8 protein-coding genes are annotated in these 16,891 nt (G+C 66.9%); 3 read left to right on the plus strand and 5 right to left on the minus strand.

All coding sequences use genetic code 11. From position 1 onward, the window contains the following. From FBZ87_RS22010 to FBZ87_RS22025, 4 genes are all read right to left on the minus strand, one after another. Positions 1–7,973, minus strand: a 7,973-nt coding sequence (locus tag FBZ87_RS22010) for a two-partner secretion domain-containing protein (RefSeq protein WP_145612750.1), incomplete at its 3' end; no start/stop codon positions are given. A gap of 17 nt (positions 7,974–7,990) precedes the next feature. Beyond that, positions 7,991–9,640: a ShlB/FhaC/HecB family hemolysin secretion/activation protein gene (locus FBZ87_RS22015; protein ID WP_246134533.1), complete on the minus strand. Its 1,650-nt coding sequence runs from the start codon at positions 9,638–9,640 to the stop codon at positions 7,991–7,993. A 502-nt stretch (positions 9,641–10,142) separates the two neighbouring features. Further along, positions 10,143–10,451 carry a DoxX family protein gene (locus tag FBZ87_RS22020; RefSeq protein WP_145612752.1) on the minus strand — a complete coding sequence of 103 codons (309 nt, stop codon included), beginning with the start codon at positions 10,449–10,451 and terminating at the stop codon, positions 10,143–10,145. A gap of 27 nt (positions 10,452–10,478) precedes the next feature. Further along, complete coding sequence (locus FBZ87_RS22025; protein ID WP_145612753.1) at positions 10,479–10,859, minus strand: DUF4267 domain-containing protein; 381 nt, start codon at positions 10,857–10,859, stop codon at positions 10,479–10,481. 95 nt (positions 10,860–10,954) lie between these two features. On the opposite strand from FBZ87_RS22025, the gene FBZ87_RS22030 reads away from it, so the two are divergent. Next, a complete protein-coding gene (locus FBZ87_RS22030) occupies positions 10,955–11,524 on the plus strand; it encodes a TetR/AcrR family transcriptional regulator (RefSeq protein WP_145612754.1) in 570 nt (189 codons plus the stop codon). 246 nt (positions 11,525–11,770) lie between these two features. Further along, positions 11,771–13,246: an AMP-binding protein gene (locus tag FBZ87_RS22035; protein WP_145612755.1), complete on the plus strand. Its 1,476-nt coding sequence runs from the start codon at positions 11,771–11,773 to the stop codon at positions 13,244–13,246. Position 13,247: 1 nt separating this feature from the next. On the opposite strand, the gene FBZ87_RS22040 is transcribed toward FBZ87_RS22035, so the two are convergent. Then, positions 13,248–13,928: a TetR/AcrR family transcriptional regulator gene (locus FBZ87_RS22040; protein WP_145612756.1), complete on the minus strand. Its 681-nt coding sequence runs from the start codon at positions 13,926–13,928 to the stop codon at positions 13,248–13,250. A 209-nt stretch (positions 13,929–14,137) separates the two neighbouring features. Between FBZ87_RS22040 and FBZ87_RS22045 the strand changes: the two genes are divergently transcribed. After that, positions 14,138–16,777, plus strand: coding sequence for a TonB-dependent receptor plug domain-containing protein (locus FBZ87_RS22045; protein ID WP_145612757.1), 2,640 nt, complete (start codon positions 14,138–14,140; stop codon positions 16,775–16,777). Positions 16,778–16,891: the final 114 nt, after the last annotated feature.

A 16,891-nucleotide genomic window follows, 5' to 3' on the forward strand; every position in this document is an offset into this window, starting at 1 on the left:
CTGCTGTACCCCGTCAGGCTGGCGCTGGTGCCATAGGTCTTGCTCGCCCCGCTGGCCGTGATGGTCAACGCCGCCGGGTTCACCGTCAGCGTGCCATCGGCGTAGCTCACCGAGTAATTGCTGAGCCCCGTGCCCGTGGCGCCGCTGGCAACAATGCTGTAGTTGCCTACCGACGCCGCCGTGCCGGACCCGCTGGATGCGAGCGTCACCGCGCTGATGCTGTCGCCGTTCACCAGCCCGCTGCTGCTATAGCCCGTCAGGCTGGCGCTAGTGCCGTAGGTCTTCGTCGCGCCACTGGCCGTGATCGTCAGCGCCGCCGGGGTCACCGTCAGCGTGCCGGAGGACGAGAACTGGTAGACACCGCCGGAATAGCTGGCGCCACCCAGGCCAAGCAGGCTGTAGGAACCAACGGCGGAGCGAGCCTCGCTCGTGGTCCAGACCATGCCGGAGGTGGATAGGCCACTGCCGACGCTGCGGCCCAGCTGATCATAGGCACTGGAGGTGGTCGCCGTGACGGTGGCGGCGCCATAGACGCCGCTACCCGAACCGGTGATCACGATGTAGGGCAGCGACTTCAAAAGCGGATAGGGTGAGCCATTGAACCAATCCGTCGTGCTGAACACGGACTGCGCTATGGGCCCGCTGGTCAGCCAGGCGGTGGTGGCCAAGCCGGTGGCGTCCGCGGCCGTGCCCGTGCCACCACCGATGCCCACGGTCATGCCCGACGTGGTCGTGTCCCAATAGCTGGTGGTCACCGCGTTCTGGTTGTCGCCCAGGAAGGCCCCGACGGAAACCGCGGACGGGCCCGCCGTGACACTGCCGGTGGAGTAGCTGTTGGCGATCAGGCCCTGATTGACGCCCGCCAACCCGCCAATGGCCGTGCCGCCGGCGGTGCCGCTGGCCACGGAGACGTTGACCATGGCGTAGCTGTTGCTGACGGTGCCCGCGACCTGGCCAACCAGGCCGCCGATGTTCAGCACACCGCTGCCAGCGGAGATGGTGCCGGTGGCGAAGCTGCCGGACAGAAAGCCGGAATTGATGCCCACCAGGCCGCCCACCTGCTGCGCGGCGAAGCCGACCTGAAGGGTGACGGCGGCACCGCTGTTCACCACGGTGCCGCTCATGAATCCGAACAGGCCGCCCATGTAGGAGACCGCCCCGGAGGCGATGAGGGTGCCACTGGCATAGACATTGCTGACGGTCGCGACGCTTTCGCCCGCGACGATGCCGACGTCGTTGGGGGCGTCGACGTTGATGCGGGCACCCAGTACGCTCAAATTGCGAATGGTGCCGTTGTTGTAGCTGATCAGGCCGACGTTGTTGGAAACGGTGTTGTTGATGGTGAGGCCGACGATGCTGTGGCCAAAGCCATCGAACGTGCCGTTGAACAAGGTCGGGCTGTTGTTCGAGTTGGCGGTATTGAGGCCCAGGGGCACGAAGCCGGCGGAACTCCACAGGCCACCGGCCTGTGCCAGCTCACCCATCGTGATGTTGGCGCCCAGGATATAGTTGGCCGTCATGGCCAGGTTGATCAGCTGCAACTCGTGGGCGTTGTTGATGACCGTGCCGTATTCCATGCGCAGCAGCGGGCGGGTGTAGCCGCTGACCATGTACCAGGTGTTGGCGAGGTCGAAACCGCTGTAGGTAGCCGACGCGTAGGCCGCGGTGCCGCTGACGTTGGTGGCGCTGAACGTCCCCGTCCCGCCGCCATAGCCTACGGTCTGGCCGCTGCTGGCGCCATCCCAATAGGCGCCCGCGACCAAACCGTCATTGCCGCCGGCGAACGCCCCAATGGACCCCACGCCGGTCCCTGCCGTCACCACGCCGCTGGCATAGGCCAGGGAAACCCGGCCGGCGTTATATCCCACCAGCCCGCCCACGTCCGCCGCGTTGGCGCCGGCGGTGACGTCGGCGGTGGCATAGGCCACGCTGATGGTGCCGGTGTTCCCGCCGACCAACCCGCCCACATACTGGGCGCCGCTGCCGGCCGTGACGGTGCCGGTGGCATAGGCGCTGAGGATGGTGCCGGCGTTGCTGCCGGCCAGTAGCGCGACGTTGCCGCCGCCGCCCACCACCGTGCCGTTGTAGACACCCACGCTCTGCACGACGCCGCCTGTGCCGATGGCGCTGAACAGCGCCATGTTGCTGGCCGCGGCGTTGGCCATGACCAGGTTGTTGACGGCATGGCCCTGGCCGTTCAGCGTGCCCGTGAAACTGCCTGGGCTGGCGTTGTTGCCACTGGTGCTGAAGCCGATGGGCAGGAAGCCGGTGGCCGTCGCCCACAAGCCGGCCGTGCTGGTGGCTTCACTGACGTCAATATCGCGCCCCAGCGTGTAGGTCGCCGTCAGGTCCAGGTTCACCAGTTCCAACTGGTGGGCGTTCACGACGGTGGTGTTGTACTCCGCCCTCAGGAAGGGCCGGGTGTAGCCATCGACCATGTACCAGACGCTGGTGAAGTCGAAGGCCGCGTAGGTGGCGCTGAGATAAACCGAGGAGCCGCTGATGCCCGTGACCGAGGCGCTGCCGGTATTGGCGCCATAGCCCACGGTCAGGCCGGTGGTGCCCGTGTCCCAATAGCCCGACACCGCGCCGTCGTTCTGGCCCACCAGGCCGCCTATCACGGTGGTGCCCTGGCCCGCGAGGACGCTGCCCGTGGCATAGGTCGCAGTGATGGTTCCGGTGTTGGCGCCGGCCAGGCCGCCCACGGCGGTGCCGGCGCTGCCGACCAGGATGCTGCCAATGGCGTAGGCGCCGGTCACCTGACCGGCGTTGGCGCCGACCAGGCCGCCGACATCCACCGCGCCGGCACCGGCGATGATCGAGGCGGTGCCGTAGCCGCCGTTGACGACGCCCGCGGTAGTGACGGTTCCGGCCAGGCCACCGACATACTGCGCGGCGCTGCCGACGGTAACGGTGCCGCCGCCATAACTGGCCGTGACCAGCCCCGCCTCATACCCGACCAGGCCGCCGACGGCCTGCGCCCCGCTGCCCACCTGGACGATGCCGATACCGTCGCTGGCGCTGATGGTCCCGGCGTCATAGCCCACGGCGCCGCCTACGGACTGCGCGCCATCACCGACAATGACGGCACTGATGGCGTGGCTGTTGGCGACGGTGGCGCTGTTGTAGCCGACGATGCCACCCACACTCTGGGCCGCCACGGCCGACACGGTGCCGCCCGTGTACGCCGCCGTGATGAGACCGGCATTCACGCCGGCGACCCCGCCGAGGCGCTGGGCGCCCGACGCCGCCAGAATCGTGCCGTTGGTCTGGACGCCGCTGATGGTGCCGCTGTTCTGCCCGGCGACCAGGCCGACGCCGCTGACGGCGCCGACGCTGATCCTGGCGTTCGTCAGCGTCAGGTTGGTGACCGTGCCGCCGGCACCGATGTCGCTGAACAGGCCGATGTTGTCGCTGGCGGCACTGACAATGGTCATGCCACTGATGCTGTAGCCTCGGCCGTTCAGCGTGCCGGTAAAAGCGGTGGGGCTGGCGTTGCCGCCGGCGGACGTGATGCCGATGGGGGCGAAGCCGGTGGCCGTGTTCCACAAGCCCGAAGTCAGCGCCAACTCCGCCATCGTGATGTTGGCGCCCAGGACGTAGCTTCCGCCCGGGTTGGCGCCCATCAGTTCAAGCTGGTGGGCGTTGATGATGGTGGTCCGGGCTTCCGCCTTCAGGAAGGGCCGGGTATAGCCGTCCACCATGTACCAGGTGGAGGTGAAGTCGAAACCGCTGTAGGTCGCGGAGGCATAGGCGGCGGTGCCACTGACCCCCGTGGCGGAAAAAGAGCCGGCCGAACTGGTCCCATAGGCGTTCGTCTGGTTGGTGGAGACCGTGTCCCAGAAGCTGGTCATCACCGTGCCGGAGGTCATCCTGCCGACCAGACCGCCCACGCTGACGCCCGCTGCCGCTGACACCGACCCGCTGGCCCAGCTCTGGGCGATCGTGGGGATGACGGTGCCGCTGACGGCGTTCTCGCCCACCAGGCCACCAACGCCGTTGGATAGGGTACCGGCCCTGACGGCCCCCGTCGCGTAGGCGCCCCTGATCAGGCTGCCATAGTTGCGACCGGCGAGGCCGCCGATATCAGTGCCCGCCGTGCCGGCGATGACCGTGCCGGTGGCATAGCTGCCCAGCACGGATGAGGAGGTGAGGTTGAATGCCTCCGACGCCCCGACCAAGCCGCCGACGTAGAAGGCGGTCCGGCCAACCGACACCGTGCCGGTGGCATAGCTGCCGCTGATGATGCCGTTCTGCTCGTGGCCGAGCAGCCCGCCGATATACTGCGCCATGGTGCCGACACCCGTGGCCGCCCCGACCGACAGGTTGCCCGTGGCGTAGCTGTCGGCGATGAGCGCGGACGCCGAACCGGCCGTGGTTTGGGAGTTCACCCCGACCAAGCCACCGAAATACTGGTTGCCGGTGCCGGTGGCGGTGATCGTTCCGGTGGCATAACTACCGCTGACGGTGCCTGAGTTGGAACCGACCAGGCCACCGATGCGCGCCGCGGCACTCGACAGCAGTATATTGCCGGTGGCGTAGCTGCCCAGGATTGAGCCAAAGGTGTTGACGCCGACCAAGCCGCCGACATATTGCGCGCCGCTGCTGCCGGTGCTGACGCCGCCGGTGGCGTAGGAATTGACCAGCGTCATGGTATTGGCGTCGCCCACCAACCCGCCGATACGCTGGTTGAAGGAGGAGAGGCTGAAGCCGCCAGTGGCATAGCTGCCGCTGATATAGGACTGGGCCGAGACCTGCCCCGCCAGGCCGCCGACCGCCGTCACCGACAGGCCGTTCAGGAAGCTGACACCGGAATAACTGTTCAGGATGGTGCCGCCCGACATATAGCCGACCAGCCCCCCCACGCCCGTGGTCTTGGAGACAAAGACCACGCCGGTGGCGTAGCTGTTGGTGACGGTGCCGGATAACTTGCCGGCCAGCATGCCCCAGCCGGTGACCTGGGTCCCCGACGAGGAGTTGATCATCGTGCCGTTCACCAGCCCCAGGTTGGCGACCGAGCCGGCGGGACCGATGCTGGAGAACAGACCGACGCCGTGGGATGTGGTCGCCCTCAGGGTCAGATTGCTGATGGTGTAGCCCTGGCCGTCCAGCGAACCGGTGAAGACCGTGGGGGAGGCATTGCCCCCCACCGTCGTGAACCCGATGGGGGTGAAGCCGCTGGTGGACCAAAGACCGCCCTGGACAGTGGTGCCGCTCATGTCCAGGTTTTTACCCAGGACATAGGATGCCGTCGGGTCCACGCCCATCAGCTGCAGCTGATGGGCGTTGGTGATGGTGGTGGCGTATTCGCTGCGCAGGAACGGGCGGGTCCGGCCGTCGACCTCATACCAGTCGTTGCTGAAATCAAAGCCGACATAAGTGGCGGTGGTCAGCGTGTTCGCGGCGATGGCCGTGGCGGACACCGTGCCGGTATTGCTGCCGTAGGCCACGGACAGGCCGCTGGTCGCCGTGTCCCAGAAGCCGACCGTCACCAGGCCGGCATTGGAACCGACGAAGCCGCCGATGTTGGTGGTGCCGGCGCCGGCGGTGATGGACCCGGTGGCATAGGCGGCGCTGATGGTGCCGGCGTTATAGCCGGCCAGGCCCCCCACGCTGTCGGACGTGGTGCCAACCGACATGGGGCCGATGGCATAGACGGCACTGACGGTGTTGGCGGTGTCGCCATATCCCAGCAGGCCGCCGACATACTGAACCCCGCCGCCGGCGGAGATGGTCTCACTGGCGTAGCTCTGGGTGATCAGCGCGTCGCTGTAGCCGACCAGGCCTCCCACGCGGTTGCCACCGTCGCCAACGGTCAGACTGCTGTCGGCGTAGCTGCCGGAAACCGTGCCGCCGCCGACCCAGCCGGCCAGGCCGCCAACCGCCGTGGCGGCCGAGCCGGCCGTGACGGCACCGGAGACGGAGCTGTTGGCGATGAGACCCGCCGTTTGGGCGCCCACCAGCCCGCCCACGTTGGACACGCCGCTGCCGACGGAAACGATCACGGCGGCGGAGGAAGCCGTGACGGTGCCGCTGTTGCCGCCAATCAGGCCGCCCACGGCGCTGGCGCCATCGCCGGCGGTAACGGTGCCGGAGGCGGCGACATTGCGCACCGTGCCCTGGTTCTGGCCGGCCAGAAGGCCAAGGTTGGCGCCCGTGCCGCCAAACAGCTTTCCGCCGGACAGCGTCAGGTTCTGCACCAGGCCGCCACCGCCGATGACGCTGAGCAGACCCAGGTTGCCTGCACTACCCCCGGCGGCATTGACGGTCAGGCCGGTGATCGTGTGCCCAAGCCCCTCCAGCGTGCCGGTGAAGGCGGTGGGCGACGCGTTGTTGCCCGTGGCGCTGTAGCCGATGGGCGTCCACGCGCCGGTCAGCGCCAGGTCGCTGGTCAGCGCGTAATTGCCGCTGCCAGTGATGGCGGCCAGGGCCGCCGCCGACGTGACCAGGGTATAGGCCGTGCTGTTGACCGTCAGGCTGGTGGTCAGCGACACCGGGGCGGCGACCCGGAACACCCCGCCGCTGCCGCCGTCGTTGGTCAGAACCACCAGGCTGGTGCCCGACAGGGCGGCGTTGATGGATACGCCGTGATAGGCGTCCAGCGTCAGGCTGTTGGCCGAGGACCAGGTGATGCCGGCATTGACCGCGATGTCGCCCAGGCCGCTGGCCTTGGTGACCCCGCCGGCGGTGACGCCGGTGTACCCCACGCTGGTGTTGGTGGTCTGCAACGTGACGCTGCCGCTGGCCAGCGCCGTCTGGATGGCGGCGGCATAGGCGGCGTTCACCGTCAGGTCGACGGGGTCCAGCAGCCAGGTGCCGCCCTTGCCCTTGGGCGCCCCCACATCCACCGTCGCCCCATCGAAGGCCAGCGTGTGGCCGGATGTCTCAATGGCGCCGCCGTCGCCCCACAAGCTGCCACCCCGGGCCAGCAGGACACCGTGGGCGGCGGTGTCCTGGCTGTTGACCGTGACCGACCCGCCCTTGCCTTTCTCCGTGGCCGAAGCGTCGATGCGGCTGGCGGCATCCACGGTGACGGAGGCCGTCTCCGCCGTTCCCACCGCGACCGTGCCGCCGCCGGTGGCGCCCTTGGCGCTCAGCGTGGCGCCCTGCAGGGTGATGGGGCCGTTGGCGTCCAGGACCAGCTTGCCGCCCTCGCGGGTGAGGGAGTCGGCCTCGATAACGCCGGTGGCCTTGATGACGCCGCCGGCCAGGATGTTCAGTGCCTGGGCCGTGAGGTAGACGGTGCCGCCGGGCGCCCGGATGATGCCGCCCGCCTCGATCTGCGCCTCGACCGTGGCGGGATCCACCTTGAGGGGCGCGCCGCCGTCCGGCGTCAGCGTGACGGTCTCACCCGCCGCCAGGACCACGGACCCCAGTTGCGCCTGGATCAGGCCCAGGTTTCGGATCTGCGCCGCTAGCAGCACCACCGAGCCATTACGGGCGGTGATAGTGCCGCCATTGACCACCGAGCCGGTGGCCGATCCCCGGTTGAAAACCAGCCGGCCCTTCTGGAAATCCTCATCCGCGATGTCCATGGTCGACGCGACCAGGCCGCCCACGTCCACCGTGGCGCCACCGCCAAAGACCACGCCGCCGGGATTGACCAGGATGACCGTGCCGGGCGCCTTGATCGCGCCCTCGATCAAGGAGGGATCGCCGCCGCGTACGCGGTTCAGCGTCATGGCCGAGCTGTTGGGCTGCTGGAAATTCACCGTGGCGCCGGCGCCCACGTTGAACTGCTGCCAACTGATGATGGCCTTGTCCGTCGATTGGGTGACGGTCATCACCGGACCGGTGGAACTGATGCCCGCCGTGCCGGCCTGGACCTGTCCACCCGTAGGCAATGTGCCCGGTGCCGGCGTGCCCGCCATGGCCGGCAGGGTCAGCGCCTGCATCACCGACAGCACGGCGGTGCATCCCAGCAGCCTGGCGCGCAGGGGAAGGCGGAACGGAAGCGCGGAGCGGCTGGCCATTATTCCTCCTCGGCCCCCTAGACCGACAATACCACTTGCATCCAGGCCCGCAGTTCGCGCCGCCGGCCATCCAGATCCAGGTTTTGGGCGGTGCGCCCAGCGTCGGAACCGATGCGGTGGGCGACGGTGGCCTTCATCTGCACGTTGCCGGCCGGCGTCCACTGAACGCTGGCGCCAACCCCCTGCAGGAAGTAGTGGTTGTGCGGCGAGCCCACACCCTCCCAGCCGCCCCAGGTTTCCTTGTGCTGCTCCACCCAGCCGCCGTCCCAGAAGGCGGAAAAGCGGATACTGGTGGACACCTGCTGCCCCACCTCCAGGTTCAGCATGGCACCCTGGTCGCCGCCGCCCTGGTTCAGGGGATAGGCCCGCACGCCGGTGGGCCCACCCAGGGAAAACTGTTCGGAACTGTTGAGGTTCTTGGACGCGACCTGCGCCGCCAGGGTGGCCAGCATGTCCCCGCCCCGCCACAGGGCCTGGGCACGGCTGACCGACGCGCTGGCCTTGACATAGTGGCCCTGGGTGCGGGCGGTGGCCTGATCGATGGCCTGGTTGGCAGCGTTGTGCGAAAGGTCGACGTTGCCCGCCTTGACCTGCACATCGAAGGTGAAGGCGCCGCCACCCTGCCAATCATCGCGCATCAGCCGGTGGGCGGCCAAGGTCAACGCACCCAGCCTGTTGGACGCCGTAACCACGTCGGCCAACTTGTCGCTGGTCCATTTATGCTCCAGACCGAACGCCAGGTTCACCGGTGCCGCGGAGCTGCGCAGCGCCAGCCAGCGCAGGGTCAGGGCGGCCGTTTGCGCGTCACCGGCCGGCGTGCTGGCGTTGATGTCTTCCGGCACGTCGTATTGCAGCACTGCGCCGCTAGCCTCCAGCCACAGGCCTTCGTGCCAGATGGGCGCCCCGACCAGCATCTGGCCGTATTTCGACGACTGGCTGGCCTGGCCGGTGACGGCAACTTGGTCGCCGATGCCCGCCGCGTCCGTCATGGTGACGATGGCCAGGCCGCGCGTGCCGCCGATTTCACGCGGTGCGTTGTTGTCGACCAGAGCGGTGGCCGTCAGCAGCGGCGGCTCACGCATCTTGAGGTGGACGTCGGTCGTCCCCTCCTCCGCGCCGGCATCCAGCACGCCCAGCGCCTGCATGCCCGGGATCAGGCCCAGGTTGGACACGCCGGTGGCGACCGCGCTGGGCCGCAGCGGATCGCCTTGCGGGTTCTGGGCGAAGATGAAATCCGCCGCCTGGTCGGCATCCAGGCGGACGTCGCTGGAGGGGTCGACGAGCACCCGCCCCATGCGCGCTTCCAGCACCTGGATGGTGACGACCCCGCCTTCCAGGTCCTGGCGCGGCAGGACGGCACGGGCCAGCAGGTCGTGCTGCGCGTAATAGCGGCTAATGCGGGCCGCCGCCTCACGCAGATCGCCCAAGGTGCAGTCGCGCCCGACATAGGACGTCAACTGATCCCGCAATTCAGCTTCGGGAATGAGGGTGGCGATGATGTGAAAGCCGGTGACGTGCACCGTCTCACCCGCCTTCAGGAATTCACCCTCGGCGGTGGGGGGCGCCAGATCGGGCAGAGCGGGGGCCTGCGGTGCTGCGCGCGGAATGTTGCGCTCAACATCGCGCAGGATCTGGCCGGCATCCTGAGCGTGAGACCGCTTGGCCATCGCCAAGGGAACCAGGGCCGTCGCGGCAAGCAACGTTCTCAGTATCCGCAACTTGGCACCAAAATCTGATGAATATTATCGCTTGAGACCATAGGCCAGGTATCTTAATTAAACGTTTACGAGAATGATATTTCGCGGAAAATGCTTGCAAAATCCACTATATGTGGGTCTCCGCCCGGCGCAAGCGCCGTCCTTACCTCTATCCCTAAGGTTAGGAACAAACACCGGAACCGAAGCGGCTCCGTGACAAATTAATTTCGCCCGGCCAAAGGCCGCAGCGAGACGAACACCAAGGGCCGTGCTTCCTATTGCCCGACCGATCAAACACCAATCAATTCCGCTGATTTCGTAAAGCCCATGCCTTCATGGCGCCGCCGCGACTCGCAGTTAGCGAATTCTCAAGCAGATTTGCAGCCTTTATAGGACACGGGACGAGCGCCCGGCACGCGCAAATGCCAGGGCGGCCGGGGCGGGCTGACGGTCGGCGTAAGTGCCGCAGGGGTCAGACCGTTCGGACAGCCATCAAGAGCAAGGCCACAAAGAGGCCGAGGGGCACCAGGTGGGAGAATTCGCGGTGACGGACGGTGGTGACGACCGCCGCCACGATGACGATCAGCCCCAAGATAAGACCGGCGCGCCGAAGGTCCGGCAGGGCGATCAGGGCGGCGATCACGATCTCGAGGGCACCGGTCACCCGGCACCACCATCCTGGATATCCCCAGCGGATGAAACTCATCCGTGTCGCGGCCGTGCCGATGATGTTGAACAGCCCCGCGCCGAGGAAGGCCGCGACCAGAACCCATGTTGCCAAATCTCCATTGGAAGCGTGGGCAGCATCTCAGGCCACTCCCGCAAGCAGCGCAACCGACGCCAGGATCATCAGCGCCGCGGTCAGGCCATGGACGCCGAAGGCCCTTCTGGTCGAACCCTTGGCCGCGAGAATGAGCGCCATGTCGCCCAGCGGGATCATCGCCTCAACCAACAGGGCGAGGCCGACCATCCACGGGCCGCCCCACACCATCAGGGCCAGGACGACCGCCCCGGAAGCGATGTCGCGCACGCCCTTGAGACGAAGCCACCAGGCGATGTTCACCCCGTCCCCGGGAAGCGGCAAACCGAAGCTTCGGGTCGCCGTCCGGGGAACCCAAAGATACATGACGCCGATCGCGATGATCCCGAAGGCCGCCAACAGCGCCACGGCGATAGAGAGTTCGAACATGTCCACCTCCTATGTCTCATCGGTATATAAACTAGCATTGCTAGATTTTCAAGCTTCATTATATATGGCTGCCGAACACGGCGCCGGAGGCGGAATTGGGTATCGCAGAGAGAAAAGGCAGGGAGCGGGCGGAGCGCGAGCAGCGCATCACGGCGGCGGCACGCCTGATCGCAGAAAGCGAAGGCTGGAGCGCGGTCACAATCCGGCGCCTGGCGGAGGAGATCGAGTACAGCCAGCCGGTCCTCTACTCTCACTTTGAAAACAGGGACGCCATCGTGGCGGCCATCGCCGTCCAAGGGTTCGGCGAGCTCGCGGCAGCCCTGCGGGAGGCGGTACTGGGGTCAACCAATCACTGGAAGGCGCTTGAGAGCGTCGCCATGGCGTACCTTGCCTTCGCCCGCGAGCACCCGGCCCTTTACGAGGCAATGTTCACCCTGCCGACCGGGCTGCGCTTCGCAGAGGCCGACACCAAGCCGGAGTTGAAGGACGCCTTCATGGCGCTGGCGGCCGCAGTCGGGCCGGCAAGGGCCGATGTCGAGGTCGCGACCGAGACGTTCTGGGCGGCGCTCCACGGGCTGGCGGATCTGGAGCGTTCCGGCCGGATCAGACAGGGCGCCCGAGAAGCGCGCGTCAGGCTTGTCATCAGCTGCCTGATTGAGCCGTGAGAACCCGCCAATTGGCGCCGCCATCCCCCCGCCCTGCCCTTCTGCGGCGTTGGACCGCCACGACCGGGCCGGGAGCTGGATTAAGGGCGCCGGCACCTTCCTGATATATAATTTTCATTTAGTGATAAATGAATGAACTTGACCAGCTGGCGCCCGCGCTGTAGGTGGTTCTCATTCCCAACCCCATTCGAGCGCACCAAAGATGAGAAGGGGTCGAGGAAGGGCTTCCCGAGAGGCGTTGTCGCTATGTCAAAAGATGGTATCGCACTGAGTTCCATTCTGGCCCACCACGCGCGCCAGTCGCCCGGCAGAGCCGCGCTGGTCCTGGAAGGCGTTACCGTTCCTTATGACGAACTGGACGCACGCTCGAACGCGCGCGCCCGCCTGCTGGCGGCGCAAGGCGTCAACCCAGGCGATTTTGTCACGGTGGCGCTGCCCAATGGGCTCGACTTCTATGAGACCACCTTCGCCATCTGGAAACTGGGCGCCATCCCCAATATCGTGTCGGCCAAGCTTCCGCGGCTGGAAATGGACGCGATCCTTGACATCGTCCGCCCCCGGCTGGTCGTCGGCCATTTGTCCCAGGCCGGGATCCCGGTGCTGGCTCCCGGCCTGGGTGCGGCCCTGGACCGATATTCGGCTGATCCACTGCCGGAAGTGGTTTCACCCCATTGGAAGGCGATGACCAGCGGCGGGTCCACCGGACGGCCTAAGGTGATCGTCGATGCCATGCCGGCGCGCTGGAACCCGGAAGAGGGCTTCCTGTGCCAGCTTCCCGGCGATATCGTCCTGAATCCCGGGCCACTCTATCACAACGCCCCCTTCCACTGTATTTTCACCGGCTTGTTCGTCGGCGGCACCATTGTCGAGATGGGCCGGTTCGATGCGCTGCGCGCGCTGGAGCTCATTGAGGCCCACGGCGTGACCTGGGTGACCATGGTACCCACCATGATGCACCGCATCTGGCGCCTGGGCCCGGAAACCCTGCCGCGTTTCACCCTGCCCAGCCTGCGTATGATGCTGCACATGGCCGCCCCCTGCGCCGCCTGGCTGAAGGAAGCGTGGATCGGCTGGCTGGGCGGCGAGCGGGTGTGGGAGTACTACGGCACGACCGAGGGCATCGGATCGACCATGATCTCCGGCACGGACTGGCTGGCGCATCCTGGCTCCGTCGGCCAGGTGCGCGAGGGGTATGAGCTGGCCATCCTGGATGCCGACGGGCACCGCCGCCGTCCTGGCGAGGTGGGCGAAATCTATTTCCGGCCACAAGGCGGCCCAGGGTCGACCTATCATTATCTGGGCAGCCCGTCCCGGCGCATCGGGGACTGGGAGTCAACCGGCGACCTCGGGTCCGTGGACCAGGATGGCTATCTTTACCTATCCGACCGCCGCAACGACCTGATCATCTCCGGCGGCGCCAACATCTATCCGGCGGAGGTCGAGGCGGCATTGGACGCGCATCCGGCGGTGCGGACCAGCGCCGTGGTCGGGCTGCCCGACGAGGATTGGGGCGCCCGTGTCCACGCCATCGTCCAGCCCGTCGAGGGTGCGGATCTCAACGACGCGGACCTCCTGGATTTCGTGGCCGAACGGCTGGCGCGCTTCAAGCTGCCCAAGAGCATCGAGTTCACCAGCGAACCCTTGCGGGATGAGGCGGGAAAGGTGCGCCGAGCCGCCCTTCGCGACGCGCGGCTGGGTGGAACGCCTCCCCGTCCCGACTAGCCTACTTCGCGCGCTTGTACAGGGCCTCGAAGCCGCCCGCCATGAAGGTCACGAAGCGCTGGCGAGCGGCCTCGAAATCCTCGGATGTGCACAAGTTGTCCGACAAGCGGTCGATGCGGCCGGTGCGTGACAGGATCAGCGTGTAGGCGCCGGAGGTGAACTGGAAACTCCAGAACAGATCTTCCGGCGTGGCGTCGGGCAAAGCCTTCTGCAGAAGGCTGATAAGCCGCAGTGCCAGGGGATCGAAATAGGTGTCCATCAATTCCGCGCCATAGCCCGGCGCATTGTTCACCTGCGCGAAGATCCGTCCGAAGTGGCGCCAGCCATCACCCCCGCTGATGTAGATGTCGAACGCCCCTTCATAATAGGCACGCAGTATCCCTTCGACCGTGGGGTGGTCCCCGGCCGCCGCCTCGTAGGCATCCAGCGCCGCGGTGCGGGTGGTGACCGCATATTGCACGCGGCGCTCAAAGACCGCGTCGAACAGCGCCTTCTTGCCGTCGAAGTAATAGTGGATCAGCGCCGGATGGATGCCCATCCTGTCGGCAACATCCTTGATTGTCACCCCGAAGTACCCGAGCTGGGCGAACAGGTCCTCGCTGGTGTCGAGGATCAACTTCATGGTCGCGGCCCGCTGTTCGGCGCGCGTGCGGCGCCTCTCGGGCTTCGGCTCTGCTGCCATAATCTCCGGCCTTCCTGATCGGACGCGTCGGGAAAAGACGTCATCCACCCCTTCATTCAGCAGGGACGATGGGGCGCCCGCCCCGTTCGGTCAAGCGATGACATAGCCCGCGAAACTTTTTCATTTATCACTAAATGAATGAACTTGACGGCCTCCCGGCCATCGGATATCGCTTTGAGAAAGCTATAAATAAACAGGGGAGGGAACGCATGCTTGGGACCTGGAAAGCCGCCCGGCGCATCGCGCTGTCCGGCACATCGCTCGTTGCCGTGGCGTTTTTCGCGGCCGGCCCCGCGTGGGCCCAGACGTCGGCCGCGCCGGCGGACACGCCCGCCGCGACATCGGGCGGCGAACTGGAAGAGATCATCGTCACGGGATCGAGAATCCGCGGTGTCCCACCGGTCGGCTCCAACCTCATCAGCGTCTCGAATGAGGACATCAAGACCATCGGCGCCACGACGACGGCGGACCTGCTGGCCACCGTGCCGCAGCTGAACAGCTTCAACACCGCACCCCGGGCCAGCAGTGCCGGCTTCGGCCCCTTCGCGCCGGGCCTGCGCGGCCTGCCGTCCAGCGCCACGCTGACGCTGATGAACGGCCACCGCCTGGCCAGCGCCGCGGCCAACGACACGGGCCCCGACTACCCCAACATCCCCAGCCTGGCGCTGGAACGGGTGGAGGTCGTGCCCGATGGCGCCTCATCGGTCTACGGCTCGGACGCCATCGCCGGCGTGGTCAACTTCATCACCCGCCAGCACTATTCCGGCGCAGAGGCCGATATCCGCTACGGCATGTCCGACGGCTATCACTCGGTGTCGGCCAGCGGCGTGATTGGCCGGACTTGGGCCACAGGGTCCTTCCTGGCGGCTTACGAGTTCATGCGGAATACCAATATCACCGGCAGTGAGCGGGACTATCGCGTCCAGGACTTCCGGCCTTCCGGCGGTGTCGATACCCGGTCGTACAATTGCCCCGCCGCCAACGTGGTGATCCCGCAGACCGGCGCGCTAACCTACGCGGCGCCCAACTTCGCGCCCGGCAAGATCAATTACTGCGACACCAACGCCGCGGTCGATCTGCTTCCCCGGTCACGCCTGCACAGCGGCTTCCTGACCGGCCGGCAGGAATTGGGCGAGCGTGTCACCGTGTGGGCCGATCTGCTGTATTCGGACCGCATGGACATCATCCAGGCGGCCCCGCCGGTGGAGACGCTGACCATCACCAGCGCCAACCCCTACTTCGTGGCGCCGCCCGGCACCGGGGCGACGGTGGAAACCGTGCTGTTCCGCACCGACAACCTGTTCGGCGCCGACCATGTCAACAACACCGACAATACCCGGGTGGGCAATTCTTCGGTGGGCGTCGACGTGCAACTGCCCGCCGATTTGAACCTGAGCGTCTACGGCACCTTCGACTGGGCGACCAACGACGCCTTCATCCCCGGCGTCAATCCCGGGGCCCTGGCCGTGGCGGCGGCGGGAACGACGACGGCCACGGCCCTGGACCCTTTCGGCCAGCGCACCGCCCCCGGCGTCGCCGCCGCCATTACCACCTACCCCACCACCGTCACCGTCACCCAGCACACCAACCTGGGCGCCCTGAAGCTGGATGGGCCACTGTTCGATCTGCCGGGCGGCCCGCTGAAGTTTGCGGCCGGCGGCGAATTCCGCAACGAGACCTTCACCCAGCGGGGCTACGTCGGCGCCGCACCAGTGCCCGAGGATCTCGATCGGGACATTTATTCCGCCTTCGGCGAAATCTTCGCGCCCATCGTGGGCGCCGGCAATGAGGCGCCGCTGCTGCATCGCCTGTCGCTGTCGGTATCCGGCCGCTACGACCACTACAGCGACTTCGGATCCACCAGCAATCCCAAGGTCGGGATCAACTGGGACCCGGTGGAAGACCTGACCATCCGGGGCTCCTACGGCAAATCTTTCCGGGCGCCGGGCATGCGTCAGGTGGGGGCCACCGTGGGCGCCTACTACCTCGACGCCGCCAGCGCCGCCGTCCTGGCCCGCGACCCGTCGCGGGGGGCGGCACAGGTCAATACCGTCTACCTGGCGGGCGGTAACCGCGACCTGCAGCCCGAGACAGCCCGCACTTATTCCATGGGCGTCGACTGGCAACCGCACTTCCTGCCGGACTTCCGCGCCAGCGCCACCTTCTATGACATCAAGTTCGACGGCGCGATCGGCGTCCCGCCGGCGTCGCTGGTCTTCACCGACCCGACATTCGCGTCCGTTGTCTACCGCAACCCCACCCCGGCGCAGCTGGCCAAGCTGCTGGGGGCGGCCACACCGGTCAACCTGCCCAATCCCCTGCCCCAGATCGGCAACCTGCTGGACGAGCGCCTGGGCAATTTCGGCAGTCGCGCCACCAACGGCCTGGACTTCGATTTCGGCTATCACCGGGACGTGGGCTTCGGCACCGTCTTCGCGGGCCTGGCCGGCAACTACATCCTGAAGTTCGACACGCAGCTGTCGCCCACCGCCCCAGTGTCGGATAGCCTGCGGCTGGGCCTGCCGCAATGGACCTTCCGGGCCTCGCTGGGCGCCACCGTCGGGGCGGTCAGCGTGGTCACCTTCGTCAATTACCAGGACGGCGTGACCAACAGCTTTGCCACCCCCACCGGCACCGGCGTGTACAGCGCCGACCCGTACACGACGGTCGATCTGCGCGTCACCTGGGCCCTGCCGGACAGCGGCATGACCTCGAAGACCGAGCTGGCCTTGCAGATCAACGACCTCTTGGACAAGCGGCCGCCCTACTTCCCCGCGACGGACGGCATCGGCAGCAACTACAATCCTATCGGCCGCTTCGTCGCCCTCAATATCAGAAAAAGCTTCTAGGCAGTTGGGTCACTCTCCCGACGCCGCCGTGGGCCAGCACCCGAGGGCGGCGTCGCAGGGCGGCGTCGCAAGGCGGCATGGGACATCGGCACCGGCCACAGGCACCAGCCATAG

The organism is Nitrospirillum amazonense (genome assembly GCF_007828035.1).
Taxonomy (GTDB): Bacteria; Pseudomonadota; Alphaproteobacteria; order Azospirillales; family Azospirillaceae; genus Nitrospirillum; species Nitrospirillum amazonense.

Excerpts from the sequence above, each read along its gene's own strand:
- FBZ87_RS22015 (WP_246134533.1), bottom strand. The coding sequence starts at position 9,640 with ATGGCCAAGCGGTCTCACGCTCAGGATGCCGGCCAGATCCTGCGCGAT.
- FBZ87_RS22025 (WP_145612753.1), bottom strand. The coding sequence starts at position 10,859 with ATGTTCGAACTCTCTATCGCCGTGGCGCTGTTGGCGGCCTTCGGGATC.
- FBZ87_RS22035 (WP_145612755.1), top strand. The coding sequence starts at position 11,771 with ATGTCAAAAGATGGTATCGCACTGAGTTCCATTCTGGCCCACCACGCG.
- FBZ87_RS22040 (WP_145612756.1), bottom strand. The coding sequence starts at position 13,928 with ATGGCAGCAGAGCCGAAGCCCGAGAGGCGCCGCACGCGCGCCGAACAG.
- FBZ87_RS22045 (WP_145612757.1), top strand. The coding sequence starts at position 14,138 with ATGCTTGGGACCTGGAAAGCCGCCCGGCGCATCGCGCTGTCCGGCACA.